Annotated in this window: 15 protein-coding genes; 8 read left to right on the top strand and 7 right to left on the bottom strand. The window is 68.4% G+C overall.

Going from position 1 to position 15,034, the window contains the following annotated elements:
* Positions 1 to 56: 56 nt before the first annotated feature.
* Together BCM27_RS08390 and BCM27_RS08385 are read left to right on the top strand one after the other, a co-directional pair.
* Positions 57 to 1,574, top strand: coding sequence for an alpha/beta hydrolase (locus BCM27_RS08390; RefSeq protein WP_004020283.1), 1,518 nt, complete (start codon positions 57 to 59; stop codon positions 1,572 to 1,574).
* A 110-nt stretch (positions 1,575 to 1,684) separates the two neighbouring features.
* Complete coding sequence (locus BCM27_RS08385; RefSeq protein ID WP_004020282.1) at positions 1,685 to 2,131, top strand: hypothetical protein; 447 nt, start codon at positions 1,685 to 1,687, stop codon at positions 2,129 to 2,131.
* A gap of 16 nt (positions 2,132 to 2,147) precedes the next feature.
* Here the strand turns inward: BCM27_RS08385 and BCM27_RS08380 are convergent, their stop codons facing one another.
* From BCM27_RS08380 to BCM27_RS08370, 3 genes are all read right to left on the bottom strand, one after another.
* Positions 2,148 to 2,984 (bottom strand): alpha/beta hydrolase, encoded by an 837-nt coding sequence (locus tag BCM27_RS08380; protein ID WP_004020280.1) that lies wholly within the window; start codon positions 2,982 to 2,984, stop codon positions 2,148 to 2,150.
* A 21-nt stretch (positions 2,985 to 3,005) separates the two neighbouring features.
* Positions 3,006 to 3,395, bottom strand: a complete 390-nt coding sequence (locus BCM27_RS08375) for a hypothetical protein (RefSeq protein ID WP_033203633.1) — start codon at positions 3,393 to 3,395, stop codon at positions 3,006 to 3,008.
* Between the two features lie 86 nt (positions 3,396 to 3,481).
* Positions 3,482 to 4,411 (bottom strand): LLM class F420-dependent oxidoreductase, encoded by a 930-nt coding sequence (locus BCM27_RS08370; RefSeq protein ID WP_004020277.1) that lies wholly within the window; start codon positions 4,409 to 4,411, stop codon positions 3,482 to 3,484.
* 127 nt (positions 4,412 to 4,538) lie between these two features.
* Here BCM27_RS08370 and BCM27_RS08365 point away from each other — a divergent pair, with 127 nt between their 5' ends.
* Positions 4,539 to 4,952, top strand: coding sequence for a DUF6764 family protein (locus BCM27_RS08365; protein ID WP_004020276.1), 414 nt, complete (start codon positions 4,539 to 4,541; stop codon positions 4,950 to 4,952).
* An 88-nt stretch (positions 4,953 to 5,040) separates the two neighbouring features.
* On the opposite strand, the gene BCM27_RS08360 is transcribed toward BCM27_RS08365, so the two are convergent.
* Positions 5,041 to 5,544, bottom strand: a complete 504-nt coding sequence (locus BCM27_RS08360) for a mycothiol transferase (RefSeq protein ID WP_033203635.1) — start codon at positions 5,542 to 5,544, stop codon at positions 5,041 to 5,043.
* Positions 5,545 to 5,613: 69 nt separating this feature from the next.
* Between BCM27_RS08360 and BCM27_RS08355 the strand changes: the two genes are divergently transcribed.
* The 5 genes from BCM27_RS08355 (at position 5,614) to BCM27_RS08335 (ending at position 11,299) form a co-directional block, all read left to right on the top strand.
* A complete protein-coding gene (locus tag BCM27_RS08355) occupies positions 5,614 to 7,068 on the top strand; it encodes an LLM class flavin-dependent oxidoreductase (protein WP_004020273.1) in 1,455 nt (484 codons plus the stop codon).
* Entirely contained in the window at positions 7,065 to 8,147 is a 1,083-nt protein-coding gene (locus tag BCM27_RS08350) for a methionine ABC transporter ATP-binding protein (protein WP_004020272.1), read from the top strand. Before BCM27_RS08355 ends, BCM27_RS08350 begins: the two co-directional genes overlap by 4 nt.
* On the top strand, positions 8,144 to 8,851 hold the full coding sequence (locus BCM27_RS08345; protein WP_004020271.1) for a methionine ABC transporter permease: 708 nt from the start codon (positions 8,144 to 8,146) through the stop codon (positions 8,849 to 8,851). The genes BCM27_RS08350 and BCM27_RS08345 overlap by 4 nt, the downstream gene beginning before the upstream one ends.
* 100 nt (positions 8,852 to 8,951) lie before the next feature.
* Entirely contained in the window at positions 8,952 to 9,881 is a 930-nt protein-coding gene (locus tag BCM27_RS08340) for a MetQ/NlpA family ABC transporter substrate-binding protein (RefSeq protein WP_004020270.1), read from the top strand.
* 83 nt (positions 9,882 to 9,964) lie between these two features.
* Entirely contained in the window at positions 9,965 to 11,299 is a 1,335-nt protein-coding gene (locus BCM27_RS08335; RefSeq protein ID WP_004020269.1) for a YibE/F family protein, read from the top strand.
* A 6-nt stretch (positions 11,300 to 11,305) separates the two neighbouring features.
* Here BCM27_RS08335 and BCM27_RS08330 read toward each other — a convergent pair whose 3' ends face one another.
* From BCM27_RS08330 to BCM27_RS08320, 3 genes are all read right to left on the bottom strand, one after another.
* Positions 11,306 to 12,151, bottom strand: coding sequence for a hypothetical protein (locus BCM27_RS08330; RefSeq protein ID WP_172622087.1), 846 nt, complete (start codon positions 12,149 to 12,151; stop codon positions 11,306 to 11,308).
* 162 nt (positions 12,152 to 12,313) lie between these two features.
* Positions 12,314 to 13,261 carry a serine hydrolase gene (locus tag BCM27_RS08325; protein WP_004020266.1) on the bottom strand — a complete coding sequence of 316 codons (948 nt, stop codon included), beginning with the start codon at positions 13,259 to 13,261 and terminating at the stop codon, positions 12,314 to 12,316.
* A complete protein-coding gene (locus tag BCM27_RS08320) occupies positions 13,261 to 14,904 on the bottom strand; it encodes a serine/threonine-protein kinase (protein WP_033203778.1) in 1,644 nt (547 codons plus the stop codon). The genes BCM27_RS08325 and BCM27_RS08320 overlap by 1 nt, the downstream gene beginning before the upstream one ends.
* Positions 14,905 to 15,034 lie beyond the last annotated feature (130 nt).

The following is a 15,034-nucleotide window of genomic DNA, read 5'->3' as shown; positions in this document are numbered from 1 at the left end:
CGACATCCCTGACATCGGCACCGTGTGATCGGGTGGCCGCGTATGTCAGGAGCTCCATGTCGCACTCGCACAGCGAACCGCCCGTCCCCTCCACCCCCGCCGGCCAGACGCCCGAGTCGCCACGCAGATTCTCACCCCGACGCCGCATCCTCACCGGGATCTCGGTGGTCGCGATCCTCACGCTCGGCCTGTTCGGGGCGAGCACCCTGCTCAACACGTCGAACACCGCCAACGCTCTGCGCGGACATCCCGAGGTCCTGCGCAAAGGCTGTACCTGGGACTCCTCGGGCAACTACGTCCAGAACTGCAAGGTGTGGTCGGAGTCGCAGCAACGCGAGGTGATCGTCCAGATCCGCGCGTCCAGCGGCAGCGACAGTGGCGTCTACCTGCTCGACGGCATGCGGGCCAGCGAGGCCCGCTCGGCGTGGACCACCGACGTCCAGGCCGCCAAGGTCTACGACGCCAAGGCCGACACCACCCTGGTCATGCCGGTGGGCGGCGCGTCGTCGTTCTACACCGACTGGGATGGCGGCGCCGGTGACAAGAACACGGTCATCAAGCAGGAGACGTTCCTGACCTCGGAGCTGCCGGGCTATCTCGAGAGCGAGTTCGGCGTGGCGCGCAACAACAACGCGATCATCGGACTGTCGATGTCCGGTGGTCCGGCGGTCACCCTCGCCGAGCGCCACCCGGAGCAGTTCAAGGTGGTCCAGGCGATGTCCGGTTACTACCAGACCGACAACCCGGTCGGCGCCCTCGGCGTCATGGCCACTCAGACGATGGTGTCGAACTACGTCAACGGTGTCGTGAACATGTGGGGTGCGCCGGGGAGCACCCGCTGGACCGACAACGACCCGTCGAAGAACCTCACGCAGTTGGCGGACAACGGCCAGGTTCTCATCATCTCCTCGGGCAACGGCTTCCTGACCCCGTCGGAGATGGCCAAGCTGTCGCCGCAGGATCAGCTCAGCGCGATGGCACTGGAGATCTTGTCCGCGGTGTCGACCGTGCTCATGCAGCTGCAGGCGAAGCAGGCCGGCGTCTCGGTGATCTCCCTGCCGAACTACGGCGGCCACACCTGGGAGAACTGGGGACGCGCCCTCGGCGACGGCAAGGAGCACGTGCTGACCACGCTGCGCAACAACCCGCCGGTGACCGACAAGACCACCGTCGTCTCCGCCTCGGGCAGTCCTGATCCGGAGGGGCCCGCGAAGGTGACCCTCGCGGCCAAGAAAGCGGCCGAGGAATCGCCGGCCCTCGACCTCTCGGGCCTGTCGGCGCGCGGCTCGTCGGCGAGCGAATCCGCTTCGGAGTCGGCGTCCTCGGCATCCGAATCGTCGGCATCCGAATCGTCGGCATCCGAGTCGTCGGCATCCGAGTCGTCGGCATCCGAATCCCCCTCGGCCGGACTCGCACCGTCCGCGGTGTCGGGGTCGGAATCGGTGGATGCCTCCGTCCCGGAGTCGGCCACCAGCGCGGAGTCGAGCGCGCCGAGCGCGCCCCGGCTCGCCCCGAAGGGTCCGGCCTCGTCCACGCCCGCGACCTCGAGCAGCACCCCGGTTCCGTCCCGCTGAACGGCCCGCCCGCTCACGGTTTCCGTTCCCGCTCCCCAGAATCGTGTGAGCGGGAGCGGAGCACGCGAGCGAACGAATCCGCCGGCCGCGCCTGCTGCTAGCGTTCAGCCATGACCGCCGACCCTGATCTCGCCGATCTCGTCGGCCTCGACACCACCCTCGTGGTCGTCGCCTCCGGAGTGATCCTCGTCTGGGGACTCGCCCTGGGCGTCTGGAAATACCACGGCATCCGCACCTCGCCGGACCGGACGGCTCACATCTACGTGGACATCGCCCACCGAGCGGCGCTGATGTACTCGTTCGCCACTCTCGTGCTGGCGGCGCTGGTCGAACTGAGCGCCTTCCCGACGACCGTCAACGTGATCGCAGCGGCGGTCCCGATCGTCTTCTTCCTCGCCGCGATCGCCGCGTACTGCATCCACGGGGCCCTGCGGGACACCACGAATCAGTTCGTCGACCCGACTCCCGGCACGTACCTGTTCATGCTCGCGCTCATCGTGGGCGAGATCGGCGGCGTACTGGTACTGGTGGCCGGGGTGCTGGTGCGGTTGGTCTGAGAGCCGACCGGGAATCTCACCGATCCCCGGTGTGACCGCGCAGCCAGGTCGTGACGGCGTCGAGCACCACCCCTTGCTCGGGCTCGTTGAAGATCTCGTGAAACAGGTCGTCGTAGATGACGAGCGTCTTGTCCGCGGACCCGGCCAGCCTCTCCACGAGTTCGCTGCCGCGCGGGTCGGTGAGCGCGTCCTCGCTGCCGTGCATCACCAGGATGGGCAACTGCAGCGACGGCAGGCGTTCGGGGAACGACCGCATGGTGCCGATCATCGCCCCGCCGAGTCCGGCCGGAATCTTGCCGCGTGTCACCAGCGGGTCGGCGTCGTAGGCGGCGACGACGGCCGGGTCCCGGGAGATGCTCGACGAACTCAGCTCGGTGGTGGGCAGCCCCGGTGCGATCCGGCCGATCAGCGGCGCGAATCGGACGGCCAGGTCGGGCAGGTCGTCACCGGGCAGCACGGCCGCCCCCGAGAGGATCAGCCCGTCGAGCCTGTCCTGGTGGTCGAGCGCGTAGTCGAGGGCGATGCACCCGCCCATGCTGTGCCCGATGAGGAACGTCGGGATGCTCCCGTCGGCGACGTGGGCGAGGACGGTGTCGAGGTCGTCGGTGAAGTCGGCGAACCGGCGCAACCGGAGGCGCTTGCCGCCCGATCGGCCGTGACCGACATGGTCGGGGATCGCCACGAGGTAGCCCTCGGCGACGAGACGATCGGCCACATGCAGGTACCGGCGTCCGTGCTCGGCGAGGCCGTGCACCACCACGACGACGCCGCGCGGACTCTCTCGGGGACGGTAGACGTCATAGACGATGGTGTGCCCGTGCCGACCGCGAAAACTGTGCTCTTCCGGTGTCATTCCCTGATCTCGTTTCGGTGTTCAGTGCCAGCCCAGTCGCGCGACCACGGACCTGCCCGCCGACTCCAGGGCGCCCAGCGGCCGGAGCGCGGCCTCGCCGATGCCGACGAGCGTCTCGACCCGTCCGACGACCCGCTCGAGCCGTCCCACGACGTCGGACATCCGGTCGACGGTGGCGTCGACCTGGTCCAGGGTCCCCGACAGGCGCACGAGCGTCGAGTCGAGCTTCGCGATGGTCGAGTTCAGCCCGTCCATCGTGGGCCCGAGCCCGTCGAGGGTCTCCCCCATGTCGGCGAGGATGCCCTCGAGTTGTTCGACGGTCACGTCGGCGTTCAGTGCGGCTTGTGCCAGCTTCTTGATGCGCTGACGTTCCGGCGGTCTCGATGATGTGTGCTCGCCCCTGTCGGCCATGAGGTGGATTATGACCCATTCCGGCGGGCCGGGTGCGGGGTCGGGCGAACCCTTCGAGGCTCGGGGAGCGCAGGCGCCCGCACCGCTCACGCCAGCTGCGGGGCGACCTTCGAGGCGACGAGTTCGAGGTGGTCGAGATCCGACAGGTCCAGGGTCTGCAGATACATGCGCGTGACGCCCAGCTCACCGTAGGTCGCGATCTTCGCGGCCACCTCGTCGGGCGTTCCCGCCGCGCCGTTCTCACGCAACTCCGCCGGCTCTCGGCCGATGGCCTCGGCCCGGCGCCGGAACTCGGCTTCGTCGCGGCCGCAACACAATACGAGCGCGGCCGAGTAGGTGAGGGACTCCGGATCGCGACCGGCGTCGACGCACGCCGTGCGAACGCGTCCGATGAGATCGCCGGCGACGTCGAGCGGTTGGAAGACGACGTTGAACTCGTCGGCGAAACGCGCCGCGAGCGCGGGCGTCCGCCTCTTGCCACTGCCGCCGATGATGATCGGCGGGCGCGGGCTCTGCACGGGTTTGGGCAGGGCCGGCGACTTCGAGAGGCGAAAGTGCTTGCCCTCGTGGTCGAATTCATCACCGAGCGGGGTCTGCCACAGCCCGGTGATGATCTCGAGGTTCTCCTCGAGGCGTTCGAAGCGCTCCTTCAGCGGCGGGAAGGGAATTCCGTACGCCTCGTGCTCGCGCTCGTGCCAGCCCGTACCGATACCCAATTCGACACGGCCACCGCTCATCTGGTCGACCTGGGCGACTGCGATCGAGAACGGCCCGGGAAGGCGGAAAGTCGCCGATGACACCAGGGTCCCCAACCGGATGCGTGAGGTCTCGCGGGCCAGCCCGGCCAGCGTGATCCACGCATCGGTGGGTCCGGGCAGACCGTCGCCACCCATGCCGGTGAAGTGATCGGAACGGAAGAAGGCGTCGTAGCCCAGTTCCTCGGTCGCCTTGGCGACGGTGAGCAGGTCATCGTAGGTCGCACCCTGCTGGGGCTCGGTGAAAATTCGCAGCTGCACGTTTTCAACCTACGCCCGCTGGGCACCCCACCGACGGCGAGGCGGCGTGCGATCGGACCCCATCCGGCCCGACGGCCATTCCGAATCGCTCCACGCACGACACCGTTCCTCGACAAAGGAGTTCACCATGAAGACGGTCACGCGCACAGCCCTCGGATTCGTCGTCGCGGCCGCAGGTGCGACCGCGGTATCCCTCGCCGCCGCACCGTCCGCCGGCGCCGCCCCCGCAGTATGCCCGGCACTCCCCGGCCAGTCCTCATCCCAGGCCTCGTGCAGTGCGGAATCCGGACCCTCCGGACTGGCGCTGGCCATCACCGACAACGGCGGTGTCGCCACCTCGACCGCCGACAACTTCGCCGGGCCCGCGGCGATCGCACTCGGCCCCGGCGCGACGGTCACCATGGACGGAGTACGCCCCGGTCTGGCCATCGGCATCGCGGGGCCCGGTGGTGAGGTCGTCGTCGACGGCAAGAACGGGCCGACCTGCAAGGGACCGGCTTTCGCGGGCGACTTCCAGACCTTCAAGGGTTGCCTGTCCTGACCGCCCCGCACCCCACCGGGATCCGGTGGCGAAATGCGCACCGATACAGCGCCTTTCGCTACGACATCCCGGTGGGGGGACCAGCGCGTCAGGACAACAGACCCCGCACGTACGCCGCCTGGCCGATGTGCTGGGTGTCGTCGTCGATCACGCTGATCAGCCGCACGCCCAGCGTGACCGGCGGATCCCAGTTGTGGTCGACGATACGGTCGAGATCTGAATCCGTCAGCCCGCCGATGTAGTCGGCGCTGACGGCGTGAGTGGCGTCGTAGTAGTCCCGAAGCAGTCCGGCGTCATCCACGATCGCGCGTGCGGCCTCGTCGGCCGATTGCCCGTACCCGATCTCGCCCGGGGAGAACGGGAGATCGAAGCGGTCCGCCCAACCACCGGCCGCCCAGACCTCCTCGATGCCGGCGACATCGGCGATGTGGGAATCCTGCACGCGGGTCAGATGCCAGACGAGCCATGCGATGGTGTTGGTACCGGGCGCGGGCGCGGTGTTCAGGAGCTCCGGCGTGGCCCCGTCGAGTACAGCGTGAACGTTCTCGGCCACTCGCCCCAGACCGTCGAGCAACACCTCTGAAGATCGCATGGTGCAAGTTTAGGTTCGCCGTGGGCACAACGATGGCGACTCCACCGATCCGACAGCATCATTCCTCCGGTGTCAGAACCGAACACCCCGCGGAAGATCCGCTTCAACGCCTTCGACATGAATTGCGTTGCACACCAATCGCCCGGACTGTGGCGTCACCCCGACGACCGGTCGTGGAACTACAACACCATCGACTACTGGGTCGACCTCGCACGATTACTGGAGACCGGCGGATTCGACGGCCTGTTCATCGCCGATGTCCTCGGTACCTATGACGTGTTCGCCGGCAACGACGAAGCCGCCATCCGCCAGGGTGCACAGATCCCCGTGAACGACCCCCTGCTACTCGTCTCCGCGATGGCGCACGCCACCGAGCACCTCGGCTTCGGCGTCACCACCGGTACCGGCTTCGAGCATCCCTACCCGTTTGCGCGGCGACTGTCGACACTCGACCACCTCACCCGCGGCCGCATCGGCTGGAACGTGGTCACGGGCTACCTCCCGGCCGCGGCCCGCAACATGGGCGCCGACGACCAGCTCGAGCACGACGAGCGCTACAACCAGGCCGACGAGTACCTGACCGTGCTGTACAAGCTGTGGGAGGGTTCCTGGGAACGCGACGCGGTCCTTCGTGATCGCGAGGCGGGCATCTTCGCCGACCCGGCCCGGGTCCATCACATCGGCCATCACGGCACCCACTTCACCGTGCCGGGAATCCACCTGGCCGAGCCGTCGCCGCAGGGATCGCCGGTCATCTATCAGGCCGGCGCCTCGCCCCGGGGACGCCGCTTCGCCGCGGAGAACGCGGAGGCCATCTTCGTCGCCGCACCGACCAAGGCCATTCTGCGCGATGTCGTGAGCAAGGTGCGCGATGAGCTCGTCCTCGCCGGGCGCGACCCATACGACGCGAAGATCTACACGCTGCTGACGATCATCACCGATTCGACTCCGGAGGCTGCCCGCGCGAAGGCCGCGGAGTACCAGTCCTATGCCAGCAGCGAAGGCGCGCTGGTCTTCATGTCGGGCTGGATGGGCATCGACCTCGCGAGCTACGAGATCGACGAACCGATCGGCAACGTGCACAGCAACGCGATCCAGTCCGCGGTGGCGGCATTCCAGCAGGCCGGCGACACCGGCGAGGAATGGCGTGTGCGGGACATCGCCGCGTGGGGCGGCATCGGCGGAATGGGCCCGGTCCTGATCGGCTCCGGCGACGAGGTGGCAGAAGCCCTGCAGGACTGGGTGACCGACACCGACGTCGACGGTTTCAACGTCGCGTACGCGGTGACACCCGGATCTTTCGAGGACATCATCACCCACGTGGTGCCCGCCCTGGAACGGCGCGGACTCTACGACCGCGCCTACGTCCCGGGTACCCTGCGCCACAAGCTCTTCGGCCGCGGTGACCAGTTGCCCGAGAACCACCGGGGGTCGACGTATCGGGTCGGTGGGGCCAACTCGACCATCGACGATTCGATCAGGAAGACCTCACAGCTCGCCGGCGTGAAAGGCGACCTCCGATGATCGAGGTGGCGGGGCTGACCAAGGTCTTCGGGGTCGGGTCACCGAATCCGACGACGGTCCTCGACGACGTCGATTTCACCGTCGATGCCGGTGAGATCTTCGCCGTCGTCGGGCCGTCGGGTGCCGGCAAGAGCACGCTCGCCCGGTGTCTGAACCTGTTGGAACGTCCGACCTCCGGGAAGGTCGTCGTGAACGGCGAGGACCTCACCGCGCTGGGCACCTCGGGCCTGCGCGATGCCCGGCGCCGGATCGGGACCGTGTTCCAGTCGGCAAGTCTGCTGTCCCGCCGCACCGCGGCGCAGAATGTCGCTCTCCCACTCGAATATCTCGGTGCCACACAGCGATCGACCGCGTCGCGCGTCGGTGAACTGCTCGACCTGGTCGGTCTCGCCGACAAGGCCGACCGGTACCCGCATCAGCTGTCCGGGGGTCAGCGACAGCGCGTCGGGATCGCACGGGCCCTGGCGCTCAAACCGTCGGTCCTCCTGTCCGACGAGGCGACGTCGGGCCTGGATCCAGCTGCCACGGACACATTTCTCCGACTCCTCACCGACGTGCGGGACGAACTGGGTCTCGCGGTGGTGTTCATCACCCACGAGATGGACACCATCGTGCGGGTCGCCGACACGGTCGGCCGACTCGACCATGGCCGCATCGTCGAACACGGCCGCCTGGATCGGCTCGTCCTCGACCCGGATTCGGTTCTGGGGCGCGCACTTCGACCGCGTGGTCCGAGCGCCGAAGCGGCGTCCGCCGAGACTCCGGTCTCCGTCGTCTACAACTCCTCGACCGTCCCCGCGGACTGGCTGACGCGTCTGGGCAAACGGCTCGATCTCCCCATCTCGGTGCTCGGCGCCAACGTCCAGACCATCGACGGGACCGTCTTCGGCGACCTCACCGTGTCGGTGCCGACCGGGCACGCGTCGGCATTCATCGGGGCCGCAGGCGAACTCGGGCTGGCCGCACGCCTTCTCACCGACGCCACGGCACCAGGTGACTCCGCCACCACCACAACCAATGGCTCCGCCACCACCACAACCAATGGCTCCGCCACCAAGAGCCCGGGGGTGGCCGCGTGAGTACCACGTATTCGGCGAACATCACGGTGCCGCTCGACGAGATCCCCGACCTGCTCATCCCGGCGGCGATCGACACGGTCCTGATGGTGAGCATCGTGATGGTCGTCGTCCTGGTGGTGGGTGTCCCGCTGGGCGCGCTCATCCACAACCTCGCTCCCGGTGGTCTTTTCGCGAGACGATCGCTGCACACTCCCCTGTCGTGGGTGATCAGTATCGGTCGTTCGCTGCCCTTCCTGGTGCTGATGACGGCGATCATCCCGTTCACCCGCCTGATCACCGGCACCAACATCGGCATAGCCGCGGCGGTGGTCCCGATGTCGATCGCCGGAATCGCCTTTTTCACACGGATCGTCGAGAACTCCCTGCGGTCGGTCCCGGCGTCGACCATCGACGTCGCACGCGCCTCCGGGGGTTCCAACGGGCAGATCATCTGGAAAGCACAGGTTCCCGAGGCACTGCCGAGCATCGTCGGCGGTCTGACGATCAACACGATCGCGATGATCGAGTACTCCACCATCGCCGGCACCATCGGAGCCGGCGGACTCGGCTACGTCGCGGTCACCTACGGATATCAGCGATTCGACCAGGGAGTCATGGTCGCGACCATCATCGTGCTCATCGTGACGGTCGCGATCATCCAGGTAGCCGGCGACGCTCTCGCCCGCAGTCTCAACCCGGTCACGTCCCGCCGGGTCAACCGCTGAACCTCACAAGCCCGAAGTCTGCTGCTCCCCGTTCGGGGAGTCGCCGACCCACTGCCGCCCTGTCCCCGGCAGCCACCAACCCACCCCCGAAAGGCCACTCATGACACAGGACACCGGTTCGACCACCGAGACCTCACCCGATTCCCCCTCGCCGCCGGGACATTCCGACATCGAGATCTCGGCCCGGCGACGCTGGCCGCTGATCGTCGGTGCGCTGGTCGTGGTCGCCGTCATCGCCGCGGTGATCGGCTGGCGATTCCTCGGCTCCGACTCGACGTCACCCAATGAGACCGCCGGTGCGACGCTGACCGTCGTGACCGCCGAGGGCAATGCCTCCGAGCAGGCACTCGTCGAGTTCATCGCCGACGAGGTCGCACCCCGGTACGACATCAAGGTCGCGTTCAAGGGCCTGTCCGACTCCACGACGCTCAACCGCGCGGTCAGCGACGGTGAGGTCGCCGGCACCGTCTATCAGCACAAGCTGTGGCTGTCGCAGGTCCTCGAGGCGAACCCGGACTTCCAGGAGGAAGCCGCGACCCCGGTCTTCCGCTGGGGCTTCGGCATCTGGTCGGACAAGTATCGCGACGTCGCCGACCTGCCGCAGAACGCTCGCGTCTCCCTGTATTCCGATCCCGCGAACGAGGCGCAGGGACTCTGGCTGCTCGAACGCGCCGGACTCATCACGCTCAAGCCGGGCGTGGACAAGTGGAAGGCGACGCAGAAGGACATCGCCACGAACCCGCGCAATCTGCAGTTCGTGCTGCTCGATTTCGCCGCCCAGTCGCGCTCACTCGCCGACCTCGACGCGACCGTCGGCTACACCGAGTACTACCTCGCCGCGAACATCGACATCGCCAAGCAGATCTACGCCCCGCCCGCTCCCGACGAGTTCGCCGGGCAGCTGACCATCGGGACGCAGTGGAAGGACACCGAGAACATCACGAACCTGGTTGCCGCGTTCAAGGATCCTGCCGTGCAGGAGTTCCTGCGTACCGATCCTCGGGTGAAGGGGATCCTGCTGCCGCTGTGAGCAGCGGGAGCGCCGGCGCACGCCTCGTCACCGCACCCGGGTCGCCCATCGCGTCCCGGGTGCGGGGCGCATAGGCTCACCGCGTGAGCCGCACACATCACGGGCACGGTCACGCGCACTCGCTGTCCGACATCAGCCACACGCTCTCGCCGTTCGCCCGATGGTTCGTCATCGGCACGCTCGCCGTCACCGCGGTCGCGGTCGCCGTCGGGATGGTCGTCCTGTGGCCGTCGGATTCCGAGCACCCGATCCCCACCCAGTTCCGTTCCGCCGACGGCGGGCCGATCACCACGGTCGACGGCGAGATCGTTGACCAGTTCCATGCGAACTGCCTCAACTCGGTGGCGGGATCGGTGCTCGAGACCGCGGACATCCCGGTGAACCCGGTCCCCGGCGGCCCGTGCATCCTCAACGCGGTCCGGTTCTCGTCCGGCGACGTGGCCGGCCAGTACACCGTCCTGGAGATCCCCACCAACCGGGCGCAGGCCGGGTCGGGGCCCGACACCGTGGCGCCGGCGGCCGGCACCCTCGACGACCCGCAGGCAGGCCAGCCGACGTTGAACGTCGGGGATGGCATCCGCCTCTCGACCGTGCCCGGCCCCGACGGCAACCGCTACACCTTCTTCGACTTCCAGCGTGGGCCGGCGATCATCTTCTGGGCAGTGTTGTTCATCGCCGCGATCGTGCTGGTCGCCGCCTGGCGCGGCTTCCGCTCGATCATCGGGCTGGCGATCGCCTTCGGGATTCTCACCGTGTTCACCCTTCCCGCCATCCTCGACGGCGCGTCCCCGGTCGCGGTGGCGGTGGTCTCGTCGGCGGCGATCCTGTTCGTCGTCCTCTACCTCGCCCACGGGGTGAGCCTGCGGACCAGTTCGGCTCTCCTCGGGACATTGACCTCTCTGCTGCTCGCGGGATTCCTCAGCTGGCTCGCGATCCGGACGATGAACCTCACCGGGCTCTCGGGTGATCAGACCACCAATCTGCAGGTATACCAGGGCAACATCTCGGTCAGTGGTCTCCTGCTCGCCGGGTTCATCATCGGCACCCTCGGCGTTCTGAACGACGTCACGATCACCCAGGCCTCGGCGGCCTTCGAGCTCGCCGCGGCCGGCGAACCCTCACGGCTGGCCACGTTCCGCGCCGCGATGCGTGTCGGCCGCGACCACATCGCGAGCACCGTCTACACACTCGTCTTCGCCTACGCGGGCAGCGCTCTGCCGCTGATGTTGCTGTTCTCGGTGGCCCAGCAACCGCTGGGCGGACTGCTCACGACCGATGTCGTGGCGGTTGAGCTGGCCCGCTCGTTCGTCGGCGGTATCGCGATCGCGCTCTCGGTTCCGCTCACGACGGCGATAGCCGCCGCGCTCACCACCCCGGCCGGCGCCGGGAAGACGGTCGCCGCGCACTCCGCGGCCTGACGGCGCTCAGCACCGTCCCTTCGGCAGATCGGCCAGGTTCTTGCCGAGCCAGTTGCCCAGTCGCGTCAGCATCTTGGTGCCATCGGTGAACGACCCGCTACGCGGTATGGCGGCCATCGACACCGCGACCTGACCACCGGTGGTGCTGATGATGCCCAGTTGCCGGACGAGATGCGCCGAGGATCTCGACGTCGCCGGCCCCCAACCGCCCTTGACCGCGGTCACCGCACCCTGATTGCGTCCCACCTTCGCGATTCCCCACTGCTGGTTCGGGGCAACGGCACTCATCAGCCGGACGATGTGCTCGCTGTCGGGGAGACACGGCAGATGGGCGCCGAAGATCGCCTGATCGCGCAACGCCCACGCGGTGTACCCGGGATACGACGGCGGGTTGTCGACCTCGGAGGACACGTGCGTCCGGACATCGTGCCCCTCACGCAAGACCGCGCTGACGGCATCGACGGAGGCGTGCCCACCGCCGAGGACTCCCCACAGTTCGCCGGCCGCGTCGTTGTCGGAGAACGTGATCGCCTTGTCCTCCATCGCGGCGACCGCCGGCCCACGCTCGCGTTGCGCGGCAAGTGACACCGGGACCTTCATCGTGGACCACGCACGCCCGGACTTGAGCGATCCGAGTGAGATGACCTCGTCTCCGCCGACCGGCACGATCGCGATGCCGAGCTGGCCGGGCAACGACTTTCGCATCGACTTCGTCAGTGCGGCATAGCTTTTCGCCAGTTTCTTGTCGAGCGGCTCGGGTGGTTTGAACCACGTCGCGAAGGGCTCCGGCAGCGGCGGCAGCACGGGGAGCGGTATCGCCGTCGCCGAGCCCGTGCCGATCACCACCGACATCACGACCGCGCAGAACACCACGCCGATCCTTGTCACAACTTTCACAATTGTCTCCTGAGTCACTCCAGACACATGAGACTATGGCGGTTCGAGTTCTCGAACCAGGCTGTATACCCAATCGGGACCTAGCTGGGACCGGTGTCACACCTGCCCGAGAAGTGATCAGGCGGAACAGCGTCCACGCGGCAAGCGGGCCAGGTTGCTGTTGAGCCAGTTCGCCACCGAGTTCAATGCCGCGACACCACCCGACATCGAGCCCCCGACCGCGCTCATCGCCACCGCAGCCCGTTGACCGTCGCGGAAGGTGAGGATTCCGATCTGCCGGACCAGGTATCCATCCGTGACACCCGGGCCCCAGCCACCCTTGACGGCGGTGGCACGCGGTGCCGGCATGATCTCGATGCCCCACTGTTGGTTGCCGCCCACCTGCCCCATGAGCGCGACCACATTTCGCGCACCTTCCAGGCAGGGCAAACCGGCAGTGAACGTCGCCGCGTCGGGCAACGACCACACCGTCTGTCCGAAGACCGTGAAGCCGGCGCGACGCTGTGTCGCCGGGACGACCGTCGTGGTGTCGCCACCGTCGCGCAGCACCGCGGTCACCGCACCGGCCGCCGATTGTCCACCGCCGAGCGAGGACCAGAGACTCTCCGCGGCGGCGTTGTCGGAATCGACGATCGCGGCGCGCGCCGAAGGACTCGGGCCGTTGGCGCGTTCCGCGGCGACCGCCAGCGGCACCTTGATCGTCGACCACGCCACCCTCGGCGCGTCGTCACCGAGGGTCAGCGCCGGGACGGCCGACCCGCCGACGGGCGCGATCGCCATGCCGACCGTCAGGCCGGTCGACGCCGCGACCTTGCGGAAACTGGCTGCCAGGCCCCCGAACGCGGCAGGAGGAACGGTCGACGACGCGGTCGGCGCGTTTGGACCGGGCGCGGGTGTCGATGCGGACGGGTCCGCGGTCACCGTGACCGTGACCGGTTCGACGGGCTCCGGCTCGGGTCCGCCCGCGCATCCCGCGAGGAGCGCGGCCATGCCCAGTGCGATCGCACCTGTCATCCGGGGCTTCGGACTCGACGTACGCCGGGACTGCTGTTCGGTGATCCCCATCAGTAGATGTGCACCACGGCGTCGTTGCCTCCGCGGCAGGCGACGATCGCGCCCTCGGGCACGCAGTTCATCGCATAGGCCTGGCCGGTGACCGGGCTGATCGCAACCACGACGCGCGGGGACCGCGCAGCCCCCGACACCGCGTAGGCGTCGCGGACTGCGAACGCGAACGGGCAACTGGTCACCGAGGTACCGATCCCGACCGTCGCATCGCACGGGCTCGAGCCAGGAGGCGGCGCTGCCGGGGCCGGGGGTGCCGGCGGGGCGTTCTGGACGGTCGGCGGAGGTGCGACCGTCTCGGTCACCGTCGGCGTGGTCGGTTCGTCGTCGGCCCGCGTGGTGGTGTCGTCGCCCGAGCCCGCGATCAGGACGCCGCCGAGGACGGCGAGCCCGACGAGCGCCACCGCGATCAAGGCGATCAGCACCGGAATCGCGACCGAGCGGCGCTGGGCCGGCGGGTATGCGGGCGGATACCCGGGTGGTCCGTACGCCGAGGCCCCCTCGTGCGGACCCGAGAAGCCTGGCGGATACCCCTGATCCCGACCCCCGAGGTACTGGGCATCCGAATAGTGCTGCGGCGGCGCGTAACCGTGCGGGCCCGAGAACTGCTGCGGGCCGGAGAGCTGCTGCGGGCCGGAGAGCTGCGTGGTCCCGGCTCCCGCCTCAGGACCCGTCGTGTGCCGTACGAGGGTCGGTTCGTACACCGGGTCGGTGGGCGCGATGACCGTGTCCGGCGCACGCACGACACCGGTCGGCGCCTCCGGCGCTGCGGGCGCCGGCTTGACGAGGATCGGCCCCGACCGGACATCGTCCACGCCCCCGGCGAGAGCGGCGCGGGCCGCCCGGGCGAGCGCGAGCGCGGAGCCGTGGCGCACCGCGGGGTCGGCGGCCAGGGCCGTGCGGATCACCTCGTCCATCGCGGGCGGTACGTCGGCGTTGACCGCACTGGGTGATGGCGGCGGTGACAGCACCGCCGCCTTGATGGCCGCGCTCACCGTCTTCGCCGGGTGCGGCACGCGGCCGGTCAGACACTCGAAGAGGACACATGCCAGGGCGTAGATGTCGCTGGCAGCGCTGACCTGCGCGGCGTCGAAGAGCTCCGGCGCCATGTAGGCGATCGACCCGACCGCCGTACCGGTCTGGGTGAGGTGGGTGTCCTCGGCAGCGTGCGCGATACCGAAATCGACGAGGTAGGCGAAGTCGTTGGCGCCGACCAGGATGTTCTCCGGCTTGATGTCGCGGTGCACGAGCCCCTCGGAATGCGCGGCGTCGAGCGCTGCGGCCACCTGCTCGACGATCGACACCGCGCGTTCAGGGGCGAGCCGGGTGTTCTGCGTCAGAAGCGCGCGCAGATCCTCGCCCGCGACCAGGCGCATGTCGATGAACAGCACCCCGTCGATCTCACCCCAGTCGTGAATCGGGATGACGTGGGGCTCCCCGAGCCGTGCCGCGGCATGCGATTCGCGGCGAAACCGCTCCTGGTACATCGGATCGTGGGCCAGTCCGGGATTGAGCAGCTTGAGCGCGACGACCCGATCCTTGGTCGTGTCGTATGCGCGGTAGACCTCGCCCATCCCACCGCGGCCCAGCAACTCGTCGAGGCGGTACGGCCCGAACTGTGTGTTGACCCGACTCCCAGCCATACGCAGGAGCATATGCCCCCAATCGGACACCGTCTGTCGGCCGCTCGATTGCAACTTCCCCGCCGGGACATCGCGTCGGGCGCCCGAAGGCGTGGCCTCGCATGACCGCCTCACATGACTACGCTGTCCG

Source organism: Gordonia terrae (assembly GCF_001698225.1).
GTDB lineage: Bacteria > Actinomycetota > Actinomycetes > Mycobacteriales > Mycobacteriaceae > Gordonia > Gordonia terrae.
This window is presented reverse-complemented; position numbering and strand designations above follow the sequence as displayed.

What these genes read in the sequence shown, in the direction of transcription:
- BCM27_RS08330 (WP_172622087.1), bottom strand. Translation starts at nt 12,151, where the DNA reads ATGTCGGTGGTGATCGGCACGGGCTCGGCGACGGCGATACCGCTCCCC.
- BCM27_RS08365 (WP_004020276.1), top strand. Translation starts at nt 4,539, where the DNA reads ATGAAGACGGTCACGCGCACAGCCCTCGGATTCGTCGTCGCGGCCGCA.
- BCM27_RS08320 (WP_033203778.1), bottom strand. Translation starts at nt 14,904, where the DNA reads ATGGCTGGGAGTCGGGTCAACACACAGTTCGGGCCGTACCGCCTCGAC.
- BCM27_RS08350 (WP_004020272.1), top strand. Translation starts at nt 7,065, where the DNA reads ATGATCGAGGTGGCGGGGCTGACCAAGGTCTTCGGGGTCGGGTCACCG.
- BCM27_RS08340 (WP_004020270.1), top strand. Translation starts at nt 8,952, where the DNA reads ATGACACAGGACACCGGTTCGACCACCGAGACCTCACCCGATTCCCCC.
- BCM27_RS08360 (WP_033203635.1), bottom strand. Translation starts at nt 5,544, where the DNA reads ATGCGATCTTCAGAGGTGTTGCTCGACGGTCTGGGGCGAGTGGCCGAG.
- BCM27_RS08375 (WP_033203633.1), bottom strand. Translation starts at nt 3,395, where the DNA reads ATGGCCGACAGGGGCGAGCACACATCATCGAGACCGCCGGAACGTCAG.
- BCM27_RS08380 (WP_004020280.1), bottom strand. Translation starts at nt 2,984, where the DNA reads ATGACACCGGAAGAGCACAGTTTTCGCGGTCGGCACGGGCACACCATC.
- BCM27_RS08325 (WP_004020266.1), bottom strand. Translation starts at nt 13,261, where the DNA reads ATGGGGATCACCGAACAGCAGTCCCGGCGTACGTCGAGTCCGAAGCCC.
- BCM27_RS08385 (WP_004020282.1), top strand. Translation starts at nt 1,685, where the DNA reads ATGACCGCCGACCCTGATCTCGCCGATCTCGTCGGCCTCGACACCACC.
- BCM27_RS08390 (WP_004020283.1), top strand. Translation starts at nt 57, where the DNA reads ATGTCGCACTCGCACAGCGAACCGCCCGTCCCCTCCACCCCCGCCGGC.